Origin of the sequence: Acinetobacter sp. GD03645, assembly GCF_029845285.1 — a bacterium.
Taxonomy (GTDB): Bacteria; Pseudomonadota; Gammaproteobacteria; order Pseudomonadales; family Moraxellaceae; genus Acinetobacter; species Acinetobacter corruptisaponis.
Window position 1 is genome coordinate 144,502 of sequence record NZ_JAOCLL010000007.1, and the last position, 15,679, is coordinate 160,180.

Sequence of the window (15,679 nt, forward strand, 5' to 3'; positions counted from 1 at the left end):
AGCAATCTGAACGGGTGTGAAAACACCCGTTGTTTTATGCAACAGCATCAAAATTTGCCTTTCGCCTAAATTTGCATACACTTAACACGATCCAAATCGACCACAATTCAAATTATGCAACTCAGTTCATGGCTTCGTCTCTTATTCACCCTTGTCGGTTCAGTCCTGTTCATTGATGGTGCGGTGCTGATCGCATTTAAAAAGATTCATATAGGGACAGTGCTTCCACTGCTGCTTGGCCTTTTTTTCTGTGTATATGCATTCTTTTATTATCATATTGAACGTTTCTTTTTCTATCATTTCCGCCTACATTCCATTTGGCGCTTTGGCTGGTTATGCTTCTGGATTTGGTTGATTAGCTTAGGCTATTTTTTTAATTATCTGGCAGAGAACAATTCAAAAACTCAGACCATACCACCAGTACGGGCAATTATTGTGTTGGGTAGTGGCGTAGAAAATGGACAGCCATCCGCCACCCTTGCCAAGCGACTGGACCGAGCTGCTCCAGTGGCCCTGGCCCAACCTGATGCCAAGCTGGTTTTGACAGGGGGTATTGATTTTGGAGAAACCCAAAGTGAGGCTGAGGTGATGTCCAGCTATCTACAGCAGAAGCACCATATTCCCGCTTCGCAAATACTTTTGGAGGATAAGAGCACCAGCACTGAGCTGAATCTTAAAAATAGTCAGCCTTTGTTGCAGGCACAACACATTAATATCCAGCAACCAATTGCAATCGTGACCAGTGATTTCCATACACTGCGGGCGGCCGCAATTGCGCGAAAACAGGGATATAATCATATCAGCATGCTGGGTGCCACCACACCTTTAGCCACACGTTATAATGCATGGCTAAGAGAGTATTTTGCCTACGCAAGTGGCTGGTTACTGGATGAGTATTGACAGGGTTATCCCTATCAATATCTTAATGCTTATTGATGCAGACGAATGTCCCGAGGTAACGGCAGCTTCAACTCAGCAAAAACTTCTGGGCGCTGCAAATAGATCTGATACAGAAAATTCTTAATATCCAATAATAATGAATCAGGGTTAACCAGTAGGTTATTCCCCTCAGGCGTTAGGTCTAGAGAAAGTATGGTGTTATTTTCCTTTAAAAAAGGAATCATCTTTTCAATGAATGCCATCAAGGGCAATTCTTGAACCTCATAATTGGCCCAATTGTCCTTGATCAGTAACTTTGCCATTCCCTTGTTCTGCCAAATGGACATCGCATGCTGCCCTGTTGGTGTTGCACATAGTGCCCAGCCCTCATGATACAGAGCAACCACATGACGCTGGACAATAATATTCTCAATGAACTGGCGATAAAGCTGTTTAGGCGGTGAATTGGATATTGTGGTTTGAGATTTCGACGCAGCCTTGCGTTGATATGGATTTTTCATAATAAATGACTTCAATATTAGAATGATTATCGTGGCACATGATAAATCAAGCTTGAAGTGATTACAATGAATTGATTTTTAAGATGATGGGATATGGTGGGCGCTGACGGGATCGAACCGCCGACATTCTGCTTGTAAGGCAGACGCTCTACCAACTGAGCTAAGCGCCCTGAACGAGGATAAACAAAGCAAAGCTTTGTCTGAGTGCAAGAGAAAAATCTTTGATTTTTCTAATTAACTCTCGTTTCAGAGAAACAAGTATAAACATACTTGTTAAAACAAACATTTTCTTAAACAGGGAATCAAGAAAATGGCGCAGCGGACGGGGCTCGAACCCGCGACCCTCGGCGTGACAGGCCGATATTCTAACCAACTGAACTACCGCTGCACTGCTGTACTTCTTTTCAGAAGTCAATGTCACAAATCATGGTGGGCGCTGACGGGATCGAACCGCCGACATTCTGCTTGTAAGGCAGACGCTCTACCAACTGAGCTAAGCGCCCTGAGTGAGGGTAAGCAAAACACTGTTTTGCCCGAACGCAAGAAAAAAATCTATGATTTTTTACGAGCTTCGACTCATTATCCCAACAAGACAAACAAAGTACTTAGTCTTGTATCCTAGGATATTCTCAATCCTGCAAATTTAAAGTGGCGCAGCGGACGGGGCTCGAACCCGCGACCCTCGGCGTGACAGGCCGATATTCTAACCAACTGAACTACCGCTGCACTATAATAATTTTGCAATTATGAGCTAAACGATATTAAAACTTAAGTGGCGCAGCGGACGGGGCTCGAACCCGCGACCCTCGGCGTGACAGGCCGATATTCTAACCAACTGAACTACCGCTGCACTTGAGTTTTAACGTAAAGGCTTGGTGGGCGCTGACGGGATCGAACCGCCGACATTCTGCTTGTAAGGCAGACGCTCTACCAACTGAGCTAAGCGCCCTTAACGTCTTCATCGTTTGTGAGGTGCATTATAGAGAATCTTCACAGCCTGTCAAACGCTTTTCATGCTCTTTTCGGAAAAAACCGTGTGAATGATTAAAAAATAGGTCATTCTTGATAAAATACAGGATTTTCGTATTTTATTTAAGCACTTATTTACAATCTGGCTGCTTATTTTCCAATGTCTGTTCTGAAATATAAACCAGTGCATGTTCAGGAACAAGCCCGAAAAGCTCGATAATTTCATCATTCTTCATTCGGATACAGCCATGAGACATCGGAATGCCCATCGGTTCCGTATCAGGTGTTCCATGAATGTAAATATATCGTTTAAAGGTGTCACAGCCCTCCCCCTGATTAAAACCAGCCTCCAAACCATCCAGCCATAAAATTCGCGATAAAATCCAGTCTCTTTGTGGAAACTGTTGTGCAAGTTGTTGATTGTAAATTTCACCTGTGGGCTGGCGTGCAATAAAGACTGAATATTTTGCAGCATCATGGCCAATCTTTTGGGCAACACGATGCCAGCCTCGTGGAGTTTTACCACTGTTTTCCTGTTCACCAATCCCATTCTTGCCAGAGGAAATCAGATAAAACCTGTTATGTTTCGGCAACAGTAATGTTTGTTGTGCCAAGTCAATCAATATGTCTGCCTGTTCCAGTGTATAGACCATGTTTTATCTCTAGATATTTAATTGTACTGATTTATTTGAACATAAAAAGGCTGCGCTTTCTGTAGTTTTGATTTTTAGAATTTATAGGAGGCTGACCAGATGATTTAGGAAAATGGTGTTTTTTTTGAATCTGCCTTATGTATGGAAGATATATTCTGCAAGGTTTTGCACGTGAGGAATATATTCCGCAAGAGCTTCGCTTTTTTAACTTGCCACTCGCAGCATAGCTGCTCGCTTTCTTGCGGAGCTTTAATCGCTCCTCAGGGCAAAGCGCTGCTTTGCTTATCTCACCACTTGAGCATAGCTCTCGTCTTACGCATGAGGAATATATTCCGCAAGAGCTTCGCTTTTTTTAACGCTGCTCAGGCTCAGGGCGTAGCCATAACCAGATCGCCACAATCAACATGGTGACATCAGTAAATACCTTGACCCAGAACGGCGCGTTGGTAAACAGCATTAAAATCCCACTAACCAGCATCATGATACTGGCAATCCACTTGGCCTTGCGTGGTACAGTCCCATTTTCACGCCAGTTACGCAGTGTGGGGCCATATTTGGGATGGTTCAGTAACCATGCATCCATTTGCGGCCAGCCTTTTGATGCCGCCCATGCCGCCAGAATCAGGAAAACTGTTGTTGGCATACCTGGTAGAATTGCTCCAATAATTCCCAATGTGATAAAAATCACCACCAAGCTACGCCAGAACAATGTTTTCATTTAGCAATTAACCGACACGTCAATACAACCATGCTAGTATAAAGTGTTTTTATTGTTGTTTATCAAACTGAGCTTATTATTTCTCGATGATGGGTGACTATGCCTGAGAAGATTGATTCACCCAGCTTTTTTGAACCTTGGTTACAGTTTAAGCACCCTATTGTTCGGCAGTTGGCCTTTTGCATTGCCAGTCCCAATATCCTGACCCAAATACCCGATGATTTAAAAATTGAAAATTATTTTGAACTTCATCCCAATACGGTTTGGCAAGAACACTATCAAGCTTATGAGGCGCGGTTGCAACAGTTGGACCAGCAACCCCAACCCTTAATTGACTTTATGGTACGCCTGAAAAGTACCCGTTTAGGTTTGCGTTTTGAACACCTGCTGTGGTTCTGGCTACAGGATGATGATGATCACCCCTACCAGTTATTAGGCCACAGCATCCAGAAAATTGCGGGGGCAGTCACCCTGGGTGAGCTTGATTTCCTGTTACTCAACAAACAGACCCAGGAAATTGAGCATTGGGAAGTCGCCTTGAAATATTATTTGGGAGAGAATGAACTCAATTTATCTGAATGGTTCGGCCTAAATCGGCAAGACACACTACAGCGAAAACTACGGCATTTTACCCAACGCCAGTTTCAGTTTTCCGAGGCCAACCAGTACCAGATTCAGCGTAAATTTGCAGTCATGAAAGGACAACTGTATTTACCAGAACATCATTACGCATCACCTATTCCAGCCTGGATCAACACATCCAGACGTTTAGGTCAATGGGGAACCATAATCCCTGTACTGCCCTACTATCGCCTACAACGGCATGAATGGCTTTGCCCTGATCAGCATCCATCTTCGCAAACTGCCGAATGGTGGACCAATGGACTTTATCACAATGCAGACACTGACCCCATGTATTACATGTTCCGTCAACCTGCCCTGTTATTTAACCCAGCTTAACCTGATCAGGTAACATTTTATAACACATCTACAATCAAACCATCATGTTCATTTTCCAGTTATTTTTTTAGCCTCTAATGACATCATAATTAAATTCAGACGGAGAAGATGATGAAAAAAATTTTAGTTGCTTCTATCATGACCGCTTTTGTATTAACTGGTTGTAATACCTTTAAGGGCTTTGGGAAAGATGTTTCCAAAGCAGGTGACAAAGTAACTCAAACTGCTGAAAGAACACAGGATAAAATGTAGCCCCATAGAACAACGTTCACAAAACCTTATCTACAACCTAGATAAGGTTTATTTTTACATACCTTTCTCAGCAATATTCCCCTATTATATCGGTTCAGATTTCACCAGATTTAGCACCATCTCGCATGAACCATTCCGATACGCTTGAACTCAGTTTACAACTCCTACGTCAACCCTCAGTAACCCCTGTTGATCATGACTGCCAGAACATCATGGCTGAACGATTGGCCAAGGTGGGTTTTAATATCGAAAACATGCGTTTTGAAGATGTTGATAATTTATGGGCCCGTCGTGGTACAGAAAGCCCTGTGTTCTGTTTTGCGGGACATACTGATGTTGTTCCGACTGGACAATTGGATGCATGGAGTTCAGACCCATTTTTACCCAGCATCCGTGATGGTAAATTATATGGCCGTGGTTCTGCCGACATGAAGACCGCCTTGGCCGCAATGGTGGTCGCCTCTGAGCGTTTTGTCACCAAGCATCCTGACCATAAGGGTTCGATTGCCTTTTTGATCACTTCCGATGAGGAAGGTCCATCCATCAATGGTACGGTTAAAGTTGTTGAAACCCTGGAAGCACGTAATGAGAAAATGACATGGTGTCTGGTTGGCGAGCCTTCAAGTACCCATCAACTTGGTGATATTGTCAAGAATGGCCGTCGCGGCTCTTTAAATGGAGTGTTAATAGTACAGGGCAAGCAAGGTCATGTTGCCTACCCTCATCTTGCACAGAATCCAATTCATTTGGCAACCAAAGCACTGGATGAACTGTGTGCAACCATATGGGACAATGGTAACGAATATTTCCCTGCAACCTCATTCCAGATTTCAAATATCCATGCGGGAACAGGTGCAACCAATGTCATTCCAGGCACACTGGAGGTGACCTTTAATTTCCGTTACTCCACTGAAGTAACAGCCGAAATTCTCAAGCAACGCGTCATTGAAACACTGGATAAACATCAACTGAGTTACAGCATTGACTGGACATTGTCAGGTTTGCCATTCCTCACTCCAGTGGGCGAATTGGTGAATGCGGCAAGAACAGCGATTAAAAATGTGGCAGGCGTTGAAACTGAACTTTCAACCAGTGGTGGTACCTCTGATGGACGCTTCATTGCACCTACAGGCGCCCAGGTTCTGGAACTTGGAGTATTAAATGCCACCATTCACCAAATCAATGAGCATGTCAATGTTGATGATCTTGAGCCTCTGGCTGAAATTTATGAACAAATTCTGGAACAGCTTTTGACTTAATAGATTTTATGGTCATAAAAAAAGGAACTCTGATGAGTTCCTTTTTTTATTAGAGACCGAGGTGGGTCTGGATATTTTGCAAATGGGGAACAAAAAATTGCTTTTCGCCCATCTTCACATACTTAAAGACCTTATTGTCATCCACGTCTCGCTCTTCATCTACAATTTCCGAAATACGTACACGGATGGATTCAGGCATTTCATTACAGACCAAGGCAAACCGCTCGGAGACATCATCGCCCTCAATAACCAAGGCCACGCCCTGCTTTTCGTTCGGGTCATTCACCGCATAAACGGGAAGCTTTAGGTCATGCCATTCAATGTGGTCAACATTGGTTTGGGTATCCATTGCTGACAACACGATATTTTGTGGCAACAGCATGGGAACCTTTTGATGGCACTGAATAATATAGGCATCAATGAATCCTGTTGATACCGTAATTAAGTGTTGTAACTCTTGCTGGTCAATTTGTCCCAATGCCGAGTTTGCGCCTTTTTTAACCATTATTCATTACCCCTTAGCGCACTGTAAGTAAACTTTCAATATTTTCCAGAAGCGTTTCTTCCTGGAATGGTTTACCCATATATTGATTTACCCCCAGTGACAATGCACGTTCACGGTGCTTCTCACCTGTACGTGATGTAATCATGATAATTGGCAAATCGCGATGGATTTCATGATGTCGAACAAGGTTGGTCACTTCGAACCCATCCATTCGTGGCATCTCAATGTCAAGCAACATCAAGTCTGGCTTGACTGTCTCAAGCTGCTCAATTGCATCGACACCATCTTTGGCTGTCACCACATCATAGCCTTGACGTTCCAACAGACGCGACGTCACCTTACGTACAGTAACCGAGTCGTCCACAATCATGATCAGGCGGCGCTCATCATAACGCTGTTTGGTATAGGTCTCATCCGCCTGCTTGCTACGTGCTGTTGACTGTGCCTGACGGGCAATATTCTGACCATCCAGAATCAGGCAGACCTGACCATCACCGAGGATGGTGGCGCCCGCGATCACACCAATACTTGAGAATTGCTGACCAATCGGTTTTACCACGATCTGGCCACGTGAACCAATCAACTGGTCTACCAGTAATGCGGTAGTCTGTCCTTGGGCACCCTTAATCAGGAGCACAGGTAAAGAGTGAACCACACCGTTTAAACGTGGAATTGGCTGTCCCGCAACAAATTCGGACAGGTAGCGCAGGCGATAACGTTCCTGGTCAATCTTGAAGTAATCTTCCTGGCTATCAAAGTATTGTTCCAACGCCATTGGCGAGATACGCACAATACGGTCAATCTGTGCAAGTGGGAATGCGAATTGCTGGTCGCCTGCTTTTACCATCAAGGCATCACTTACCGCCACTGTTGTCGGTACACGGATGGTAAAGGTGGTTCCCTTGCCCAGGATAGAGCTGACACTCACGTGACCACCCAAGGCCTTGATATCGCTCTGTACAACGTCCAGACCGACACCACGGCCAGAAATCTGGGTCACTTGTGCAGCGGTACTGAAACCTGGATGGAAGATAAACTGTAAAACTTCTTCCTGATCAAGTTTTTGATCCGTGGTCATCAAGCCTGTCTGGATCGCCTTGTCCTTGATGCGGTTGACATCAATCCCTTTACCATCATCACTGAATGTGACCACGATATCCGTACCCTGACGGCCAATGTCCAGAACAATATGCCCTGTTTCTGGTTTTTTAACCTGTAAACGCTGCTCACGGTCTTCAATACCGTGGTCAATCGCGTTACGCAGCATGTGTTCAAATGGTGCAACCAGCCTTTCAAGAATACTGCGGTCCAATTCACCTTCGGTATTGTTGACCACCAATTCAGTTGGACGGTTCAGGGTGGAAGCCGTTTGACGAACAATACGTTGTAGACGTGGCAGTAAGCGTGAGAATGGCACCAGACGGGTACGCATCAGGCTTTCCTGAATTTCTGCCTGAATACGCGACTGCTGCAACAGCAAGCCTTCAGTGTCACGAATCTTCTCAGAAAGTGTGGTTTTAAAGTCAACCAAGTCCGAAGCGGATTCCGCAAGCGATTTTGACAACTGGTTCAACGATGAGTACTGGTCCATCTCCAATGGGTCAAAATCGGCATAACGGGAATTTTCTCCGCCATGTCGTGCAATGATCTGACTTTCCAGCTCGCCTTCCATTCGGCGTAGCTGATCAGCCAGACGCTTGATTGCAAGTTCCATTTCCGTCAACGTACCACCTAGTTGCCCCAGGTCCATTTCAATACGTGAACGGTTGATCGCATTTTCCCCTGACAAGTCAATCATCTTCTCGATGACGTCAGCAGAAACACGAATCATTTCATTGTTCTGTTCAATACGTTCTGTGGTTTCCCACTCACCCAACATCGATGGTGGTTCAGTACCATCACCCTGAATAAACTCCATCGTATATTCAGGCGTGAAGATGTCTGTTGCAGAGAGTTTTTGAGGAAGCTGCGCCGCAACATCCACGAACTCCATCTTTTCCAGACTTTGTTTTAAACCATCAAAGTTGGCATATTGACGCTTAAAGATCGCATCATTGAGCCATGCCAACGCAGTATTAAGCAGATTGTCATAAACGTTTGAGCTGAAATGATGCACACCAAACTGTTCAAAGGCGTTTTCCAGATGATAGGCAATGATTGCAATCGCATCCATTTCCGCCATGCGTGCGCCACCTTTCAGGCTGTGGGCATTACGCTGAAGCTGTAACAGCAAACTACGGTTACCGCGTTGGTCAAACCACTGTTTCAACAAGCCCTGAGCCTGTTCAAGCAGTTCTTCAGCTTCCTCAAGGAATGTCTGTTCCACCAGTGAACGAACATCATCTTCAAGAGAATGTTCAGCATTTTCCACAGTTTGAAGAGAGGAGGTATCTTCAACCTGTTCTTCTGTATCATTGCCACTCAGCTCATCTGCCGCAAGACTTGGTTGCTCAGAGACTTCTGCTTCTTCAACAAGTTGCAACACCTCTAGTTCACTACTCTCATCTTGTTCAGAAAGTGCGGTGATTTCAGTTGCAGGCTCGCTTACAACCAGATCAGCCGAGTGATCCGCTTGCTGAAGTAGCTGTACCACATGCGTTGATGGATAATCGATTTGCTGGTCGCGAATGGTTTGAATACGATCCGCAATATCATCCTGTACCAGACGAATCAAGGCAATCAGCTGTGGTGTTGCCTGAATCTGCTGGTTAATCAGCTTCTCGTAAATTGTTTCCAGCTCATGCGCAATCAGGCCGATATGACGCGCCTGAATCATATTTGAACCACCTTTTAAGGTGTGCAAATAACGCATCAGGTTTTTCAGCGCCCCCACATCCTGATGGTCTGCTGCCCATGTACTGAGGTCAGCATCAATTCCCACCAGCAACTCATCCGCCTCTTCAAGGAAGATGTCCAACAGGTCAGGATCAAAGTCACTGTTTGATTCGGCTGACTGCAATTGCTGCTTATCCAGTCCAAGCTGGGCTGCCAATGCCGTAACATCAACTGCGGTATGTGGAGATTCTATCTGAACAGGGAGTTTAGAAACAGCTGTCTCTTCACCAACTGAATCAACTTCTTCATCTGTCTCTTCAAGTTGTTCAACCGCCACAGGTTTGGCTTCGAATGTACCCGCCATCTGACCAAGGTTTGCCAGAACCTGCAAGACATGAGCCGATGGATAATCAACCTGCTGGTCGCGAATGGTTTGAATACGATCTGCAATATCATCCTGAACTGAGCGAATCACGGTGATAAGCTGTGGTGTTGCCTGTATCTGCTGATTAATCAGCTTCTCATAAATTGTTTCCAGCTCATGCGCAATCAGACCGATATGACGCGCCTGAATCATATTTGAACCACCTTTTAGGGTGTGCAAATAACGCATCAGGTTTTTCAGCGCAGCTACATTTTTATGGTCAGCAGCCCATGTATTGAGATCCGTATCAATCCCCACCAGCAATTCATCAGCCTCTTCAAGGAAGATGTCCAACAGGTCAGGATCAAAGTCGCGGTTTGCCTCATCCGAATGTAACTGTTGCTTGTCCAGCGCAAACTGTGCTGATAGATCTGTAATATCAAGAACAGATGCAGAATCCTGGGCTTGTTCAGGTGCAACTGTTTCAGGTACAGCATCCATAACATCTGTGGATGTTTGTTCCAAGAAGTCAATATTCTGCTGGGTAAATGAACTTAATTCATTCAGGACACGTTCATGTGCCTTGGTTAAGGTGACACGCTGTCCAGCAGCCAAGGTATCAAACAACTGAATAAACTGTTGGTGCACCTGATGATACAGCTCAAACGCATAATCAAGATTCAACAGACTTGGTTTAAAAATCAGGTCCTGATAGCTTGAACGCAATAGGCTGGTATATTGATACATCCCAATCGTGGCATGATGATGCGTATGCTGTAACAGGATTTCCGCCTGATGACTTAATAGCTGGATATATTGAGGGAATTCATTTCGGGCACGTTTTTCAAAATCGAATTCAACATCCAGTAAGTCATTAATATTTAATTCTAGTAATTCAGAAACCAGACCCTGTGGTCGTATTGCCTCACCATGTTTTTCTTCTAGCTGGAAGTCATAGCTATCCCATGCCACATTGAATGTGTCATAAATCTCATCCAGTTTCTGTTTCGCGCCCTGCTGCCTTAAGGTATGTAAGTAATCACGAACAAACTGGGCGTAATGGGTGAGCAATGCGGTTTCATCAGAACTGGAATCCAGTTCATCCTGCAACAAGGTCTTAAACAGGTTTTCAACTTTAGAACTTGCTTCAAATACCTGATCCACATGCGCCATTGAGGAACTACCACGAAGGGTATGTAAAGCCCTGATCAAGGTATTGTAGTGATCATTATTTGGACGCTCGTTCAACAGGAACTGATCAATGGCCGTAAGATGATCTTCTGACTCTTCCAGGAAGATGGCCAAGGTTTCCTTGGCAAGCACTTCATCCTGCTCAGTTTCAATATCCTGTTGCACCTGATCAGCCACAATTTTGTCATTAATGGCATCCTCAACACCATCAATTAGCTCAAGACCCGTCTGAACATCATCATGTGTTAAAGTATTTGCAAGGTTTAATAGCTCATAAAGTGCAGGCTCTGGGCTTTGCTGTTGTTGTAATTGCTGCCCCAATAAAACCAGTGGTTTTAAATCAATCAAATGTTTTTGAACGGCTTTAAAATCATGTGAAAGCTTAAAACGGTAAATATTGAAAACCGCCTGAACATAACGTTGAATTTCCGTGTTCAGGGAAACAGTTCCCGAAATCACGCGGTTTAAAGTGTCTTCAACCGTCCAAGCCAACTCACCAGAGGATTTTGCACCCACCATTCTTCCAGAACCCTTGAGGGTATGGAAATGGCGACGCACATCTGTAAGTACATCCTGTTGATGAGGTTGTTCCCTCCATTGAACCAACAAAGGTTCTAATTCAACAAAGATTTCATCCAATTCTTCAATAAAAATCTCAAGAATCTCGGCATCTTGTTCAAGATAGCTATCTTCAGGAAGCGTCATCGTTTCAACTAACGTTTTTAATATTTGTTTCATAGCTGCTTCTTTCGTTTTTATCCACCAGTTGTGGGTAAAAATTACGTGTATCTATCACACAAGATGTCGTTGCATTCCACCACCACCTTGTTGAGATATTCTACATCTCTAAATAGGAAAGACAGCGCCCCACTCTGTCTTTCCAATGCTGCTTACTCAGGTAACTTAAAGTCAGTTACTGATTCACGTAATGATTCAGCCATGTTTGCCAATTCAGAAACCGAACGTGCTGTATCAAACGTTGCTGTGGTGGTTTGTGAGGTAATTTCCTGTACAACATTCATCGTGGTTGCAATATGACTTGCTGACGCAGACTGAAGTTTCGCTGCATCAGAAATGCTCGCAATCAGTTTTGCCAAGTCACCTGATACCGTTTGAATTTCATCCAGTGCAATACCCGCATCTTTTGCCAGATTGGCACCACGTACAACCTCGGAAGTCGTTTGTTCCATTGAAATAACAGCTTCGTTGGTATCGGTTTGAATGGTTTTTACCAACCCTTCAATCTGTTTGGTTGCTGACGCTGAACGTTCCGCTAGACGCTGTACCTCATCGGCTACAACCGCGAAACCACGACCCGCTTCACCAGCCATAGATGCCTGAATTGCAGCGTTTAAAGCCAGAATATTCGTCTGGTCGGCAATATCGTTGATCAGGGAAACGATGTTACCAATTTCCTGAGAAGACTCACCCAAACGTTTAATACGTTTTGATGTTTCCTGAATCTGCTCACGAATGTGGTCCATCCCCTCAATCGAACGGTTTACAACTTCCGCACCATTTGATGCAATTTGTACAGAACGCTGTGCCACCTCAGCAGACTCAGATGCGTTTGCAGATACCTGGTCAATTGACAATGCCATTTCGTTCATCGCCGCTGACGCACCTGCAATTTCTTGCGCCTGGTGTTCAGATGCCTCTGCCAACTGGTTGGTAATATCCTGGGTATCCTGGGTATAGCGTGCTACTTCCTGTGAAGTATCCGTGATTCGGGATACAAGGTCACGCAACTGGTCAATCGCGAAGTTAATCGAGTCCGCAATTGCACCTGTAAAGTCTTCCGATACCGTTGCATAAGAACGCAAGTCACCGTCCGCCAAATCGGCAATTTCATCCAGTAAACGTAAAATCGCGTTTTGGTTACGGTCATATTCATCTTGCAGACGCGTTACACGCTCTTTATCCGTATTACTACGTAGAGCAAGTAATTGCAGTGCAGAGAACACTAGTAAGCCCAATGCGGCAATTAACACGATACCTGCAATAACATTACCCCAGCCACCCTCAGCTTTTTTCGACAAGTCATTCAATGAAGTCAATAAGGCATCAGATTGAGAGAAGATTTGTGAAGATGCCTGACGTACACGAACGATCTGGTTCGCGTTTTGTAGAACTGTTGCCGCCGCTGATTTCAAGACAGCGTCATAATCAGACTTAATACTGTCTACAGACTCACGTAGATCTGGTGAGGTGATACGGTCAACGCCCAGTTCAGAGCTACCATTGAGCTGTGCATTGAGGTAAACACCAAAGGTATCAATGTCCGCACCAAAGTCATTCGCAGAAACACTCGAATTGTCTGTACCCACCAATACCGAGTTGATTGAGCGTAAAATACGCTCTGCGATGAACACCTGGTTTTTCGTGATAATTACCTGACTACTTGGCATGTTTTCACGAACCATCTGGTCAACCATCAGGTTATATTCAGCCTGAATTTCAGGAATCGTTTCACTGATCGAGATGTTTGTATCATAAAGCTGGTTAATGATTTTTTGTTGAGATGCGATCAGCTCAATGTTCTTGGAGACATTCCCCCAAAGCTCGTTAACCTTTTTATACTCATCAGAACCTTTACCATAGACACTTTCAACGGTGTCAAGGTTTTCAGCAAACTGCTTCTCCGACTCAACCAGACTTTTCATCGCTTCTGGTGTACCAGATGCGGTTGCTTCTGTTGCCTGACGCGAGATCATTTGCGACAACAGACGTAATTCACCCAGACTACGGGTCAATTGGTTGGAACGTGGTACGCTCACAAATAGGTAAATTAAGAGGATGACTGCAAGGGCCAAAGCAATTAAAGCACGATAGATAATCGGTTTGGATTTTTCTGTTTCACCGAACAAACGGGAAAATTGATCCAGTTGCGTTCGGATATTCTCCAGAAACGCTCCGCCTTTCTTCAAACCAGCGCTATCGCCACCATTTTTCTTTTTGAGTTTAAAGCCCATATCAGCTTCTCCCCTGAATACGCGTTTATCTTCCGTAGCGTACAAATTAGTTTATAAATTTTATTGATGCATTCATGTATTGAGGATTTTTCAACAACCGACTCAGTAAAAACACATGCCATTGCTGATTATGCTGGTGAAAGTAACCCTGACAGTAGTCTTTTAACTTACTGTCGAGTTCAGCATTTTGAGAAAAGAAACTTTTCTTGTTAAAGTGCTGAATCCCCAGAACCTGGTCAACAACCAGTCCTACATAATGATCTTGATGGCTAATACATATCACTTTTTGTGTTGGTGAAAACTGACTCCGTTGTCCTGAAATAAACTGACTTAAATCAGAAACTGAAAGCAATCGCCCACGAATATTTGCCAAGCCACGTACCCATGCCTGAGTATTTGGAACAGGGGTATATTTCGGTGGATAGATCACCTCCGAAATTTCCCCCAATGGTGCAACAAAATATTGCCCCAACATCTCAAAAGCGATACCAGACCATCGGCTGACTTCATTCTGAGTTGAAGCATATTGTTTATTGCCCCGCTTGGATAAGCGAAGCAATTCGATAAATCCATTTGCTGCCATACCCTATCCCGTATTGAGTAATGAAAAGGCTCGTATTGGTTAACTTAACAACTGTTTAATCACGTCGATAAGTTGCTGCTCATCAATTGGCTTGGTCAAATAGTCGCAAGCCCCCTGACGTTTACCCCATACGCGGTCTGTCGCCTGGTCTTTCGTACTTACGATCACAACAGGGATATGCTGTGTGTCTTTACCCTTGCTAATCTGGCGTGTTGCCTGAAAGCCATTCATCCCTGGCATCACCACATCCATGAGGACCAAATCTGGCAATTCTGCCTGCGCCATGGTAACACCGTCAGCCCCATTGGTCGCTTCTAAAACTTCATAACCGTGCTTAGTTAAAATTTCTCTAAAACGAAATGTTTCAGTAGGTGAATCATCTACTATAAGAATACGAGCCATTTTTTCCTCAATTTAATTTTATGCGCTAACGTGGTTACGAATCGCACTTAACAGCTCATCTTTACTGAATGGCTTGGTTAAATATTCATCCGACCCCACAACACGCCCTTTAGCCTGATCAAACAAACCGTCTTTGCTTGACAACATAATCACTGGAATATTTTGGTAGTTTAAAGAGTTCTTAATCAATGCACAGGTCTGATAACCGTCCAGGCGTGGCATCATGATATCAACGAAAACGATATCTGGATTTGCTTCCGCAATTTTTGATAATGCTTCAAAACCATCGACCGCTGTAATGACCTCACAGCCTTCACGTTGCAACAAAGTCTCGGCTGTACGGCGAATCGTTTTTGAATCGTCAATCACCATTACTTTCAAATTTTGAAATTTATCTTCCATTTAATTGTCCTGCCCCATTCACTCAATACAAATTATGCTTGGTTTAATTTGTTTTATACAGATTAGTTGATATTTTTAACATATCTTTACTTGCATTATCAACGAAGTTTTTTGAACCAACCTATCAGTTTTCCTTAACAATAACAAGTAGCGCACACTTTTGAGTAAATTCCTAAATTTTTTGTATACTAACTATTTTTAATTGTACAAATAGCTACTAATATACAAGTGATTATTATTTAAAAATAAGTGATTTAGTTAACTTTTTTACGGG

The 15,679-nt window shown here is 43.9% G+C and carries 13 protein-coding genes and 6 tRNA genes; 4 read left to right on the top strand and 15 right to left on the bottom strand.

The genetic code is table 11. From position 1 onward, the window contains the following. Positions 1 to 114 precede the first annotated feature (114 nt). Positions 115 to 900, top strand: coding sequence for a YdcF family protein (locus N5J47_RS07605; protein WP_279959348.1), 786 nt, complete (start codon positions 115 to 117; stop codon positions 898 to 900). A 29-nt stretch (positions 901 to 929) separates the two neighbouring features. Here N5J47_RS07605 and N5J47_RS07610 read toward each other — a convergent pair whose 3' ends face one another. The 9 genes from N5J47_RS07610 to N5J47_RS07650 form a co-directional block, all read right to left on the bottom strand. Beyond that, positions 930 to 1,400: a DUF2750 domain-containing protein gene (locus tag N5J47_RS07610; protein WP_279959347.1), complete on the bottom strand. Its 471-nt coding sequence runs from the start codon at positions 1,398 to 1,400 to the stop codon at positions 930 to 932. Positions 1,401 to 1,494: 94 nt separating this feature from the next. Next, positions 1,495 to 1,570, bottom strand: a tRNA-Val gene (locus N5J47_RS07615). A gap of 141 nt (positions 1,571 to 1,711) precedes the next feature. Beyond that, a tRNA-Asp gene (locus tag N5J47_RS07620) sits at positions 1,712 to 1,788 on the bottom strand. Positions 1,789 to 1,827: 39 nt separating this feature from the next. Further along, positions 1,828 to 1,903 (bottom strand) — tRNA-Val (locus N5J47_RS07625). A gap of 146 nt (positions 1,904 to 2,049) precedes the next feature. Further along, a tRNA-Asp gene (locus N5J47_RS07630) sits at positions 2,050 to 2,126 on the bottom strand. A gap of 47 nt (positions 2,127 to 2,173) precedes the next feature. Beyond that, positions 2,174 to 2,250 (bottom strand) — tRNA-Asp (locus N5J47_RS07635). Between the two features lie 23 nt (positions 2,251 to 2,273). Next, positions 2,274 to 2,349 (bottom strand) — tRNA-Val (locus N5J47_RS07640). Between the two features lie 151 nt (positions 2,350 to 2,500). Continuing rightward, positions 2,501 to 3,022, bottom strand: coding sequence for a cell wall-recycling L,D-carboxypeptidase ElsL (gene elsL, locus N5J47_RS07645; protein ID WP_279959346.1), 522 nt, complete (start codon positions 3,020 to 3,022; stop codon positions 2,501 to 2,503). Between the two features lie 352 nt (positions 3,023 to 3,374). Further along, entirely contained in the window at positions 3,375 to 3,740 is a 366-nt protein-coding gene (locus N5J47_RS07650) for a YbaN family protein (protein ID WP_279959345.1), read from the bottom strand. 99 nt (positions 3,741 to 3,839) lie between these two features. Between N5J47_RS07650 and N5J47_RS07655 the strand changes: the two genes are divergently transcribed. The 3 genes from N5J47_RS07655 (at position 3,840) to dapE (ending at position 6,211) form a co-directional block, all read left to right on the top strand. Continuing rightward, the gene (locus tag N5J47_RS07655; protein ID WP_279959344.1) at positions 3,840 to 4,700 is read left to right on the top strand and encodes a DUF1853 family protein; all 861 of its coding nucleotides are present in this window, start codon (positions 3,840 to 3,842) and stop codon (positions 4,698 to 4,700) included. A gap of 108 nt (positions 4,701 to 4,808) precedes the next feature. Further along, entirely contained in the window at positions 4,809 to 4,952 is a 144-nt protein-coding gene (locus N5J47_RS07660; protein WP_171194741.1) for an entericidin A/B family lipoprotein, read from the top strand. 125 nt (positions 4,953 to 5,077) lie between these two features. Continuing rightward, complete coding sequence (gene dapE, locus N5J47_RS07665; RefSeq protein ID WP_279959343.1) at positions 5,078 to 6,211, top strand: succinyl-diaminopimelate desuccinylase; 1,134 nt, start codon at positions 5,078 to 5,080, stop codon at positions 6,209 to 6,211. Positions 6,212 to 6,260: 49 nt separating this feature from the next. Here dapE and N5J47_RS07670 read toward each other — a convergent pair whose 3' ends face one another. From N5J47_RS07670 to pilG, 6 genes are all read right to left on the bottom strand, one after another. Next, entirely contained in the window at positions 6,261 to 6,716 is a 456-nt protein-coding gene (locus N5J47_RS07670; RefSeq protein ID WP_267982075.1) for a hypothetical protein, read from the bottom strand. A gap of 13 nt (positions 6,717 to 6,729) precedes the next feature. Further along, positions 6,730 to 11,784 carry an Hpt domain-containing protein gene (locus tag N5J47_RS07675; RefSeq protein WP_279959342.1) on the bottom strand — a complete coding sequence of 1,685 codons (5,055 nt, stop codon included), beginning with the start codon at positions 11,782 to 11,784 and terminating at the stop codon, positions 6,730 to 6,732. Positions 11,785 to 11,936: 152 nt separating this feature from the next. Next, the gene (locus tag N5J47_RS07680; protein WP_267982077.1) at positions 11,937 to 14,018 is read right to left on the bottom strand and encodes a methyl-accepting chemotaxis protein; all 2,082 of its coding nucleotides are present in this window, start codon (positions 14,016 to 14,018) and stop codon (positions 11,937 to 11,939) included. Between the two features lie 46 nt (positions 14,019 to 14,064). Next, positions 14,065 to 14,601 (bottom strand): chemotaxis protein CheW, encoded by a 537-nt coding sequence (locus N5J47_RS07685; protein ID WP_004681658.1) that lies wholly within the window; start codon positions 14,599 to 14,601, stop codon positions 14,065 to 14,067. 39 nt (positions 14,602 to 14,640) lie between these two features. Next, positions 14,641 to 15,003, bottom strand: a complete 363-nt coding sequence (locus N5J47_RS07690; protein WP_004664659.1) for a response regulator — start codon at positions 15,001 to 15,003, stop codon at positions 14,641 to 14,643. An 18-nt stretch (positions 15,004 to 15,021) separates the two neighbouring features. Next, positions 15,022 to 15,405: a twitching motility response regulator PilG gene (gene pilG, locus N5J47_RS07695; protein WP_004640629.1), complete on the bottom strand. Its 384-nt coding sequence runs from the start codon at positions 15,403 to 15,405 to the stop codon at positions 15,022 to 15,024. Positions 15,406 to 15,679 lie beyond the last annotated feature (274 nt).

Coding starts and splice junctions, on each gene's coding strand:
- N5J47_RS07605 (WP_279959348.1), top strand. CDS start 115: ATGCAACTCAGTTCATGGCTTCGTCTCTTATTCACCCTTGTCGGTTCA.
- N5J47_RS07610 (WP_279959347.1), bottom strand. CDS start 1,400: ATGAAAAATCCATATCAACGCAAGGCTGCGTCGAAATCTCAAACCACA.
- elsL (WP_279959346.1), bottom strand. CDS start 3,022: ATGGTCTATACACTGGAACAGGCAGACATATTGATTGACTTGGCACAA.
- N5J47_RS07650 (WP_279959345.1), bottom strand. CDS start 3,740: ATGAAAACATTGTTCTGGCGTAGCTTGGTGGTGATTTTTATCACATTG.
- N5J47_RS07655 (WP_279959344.1), top strand. CDS start 3,840: ATGCCTGAGAAGATTGATTCACCCAGCTTTTTTGAACCTTGGTTACAG.
- N5J47_RS07660 (WP_171194741.1), top strand. CDS start 4,809: ATGATGAAAAAAATTTTAGTTGCTTCTATCATGACCGCTTTTGTATTA.
- dapE (WP_279959343.1), top strand. CDS start 5,078: ATGAACCATTCCGATACGCTTGAACTCAGTTTACAACTCCTACGTCAA.
- N5J47_RS07670 (WP_267982075.1), bottom strand. CDS start 6,716: ATGGTTAAAAAAGGCGCAAACTCGGCATTGGGACAAATTGACCAGCAA.
- N5J47_RS07675 (WP_279959342.1), bottom strand. CDS start 11,784: ATGAAACAAATATTAAAAACGTTAGTTGAAACGATGACGCTTCCTGAA.
- N5J47_RS07680 (WP_267982077.1), bottom strand. CDS start 14,018: ATGGGCTTTAAACTCAAAAAGAAAAATGGTGGCGATAGCGCTGGTTTG.
- N5J47_RS07685 (WP_004681658.1), bottom strand. CDS start 14,601: ATGGCAGCAAATGGATTTATCGAATTGCTTCGCTTATCCAAGCGGGGC.
- N5J47_RS07690 (WP_004664659.1), bottom strand. CDS start 15,003: ATGGCTCGTATTCTTATAGTAGATGATTCACCTACTGAAACATTTCGT.
- pilG (WP_004640629.1), bottom strand. CDS start 15,405: ATGGAAGATAAATTTCAAAATTTGAAAGTAATGGTGATTGACGATTCA.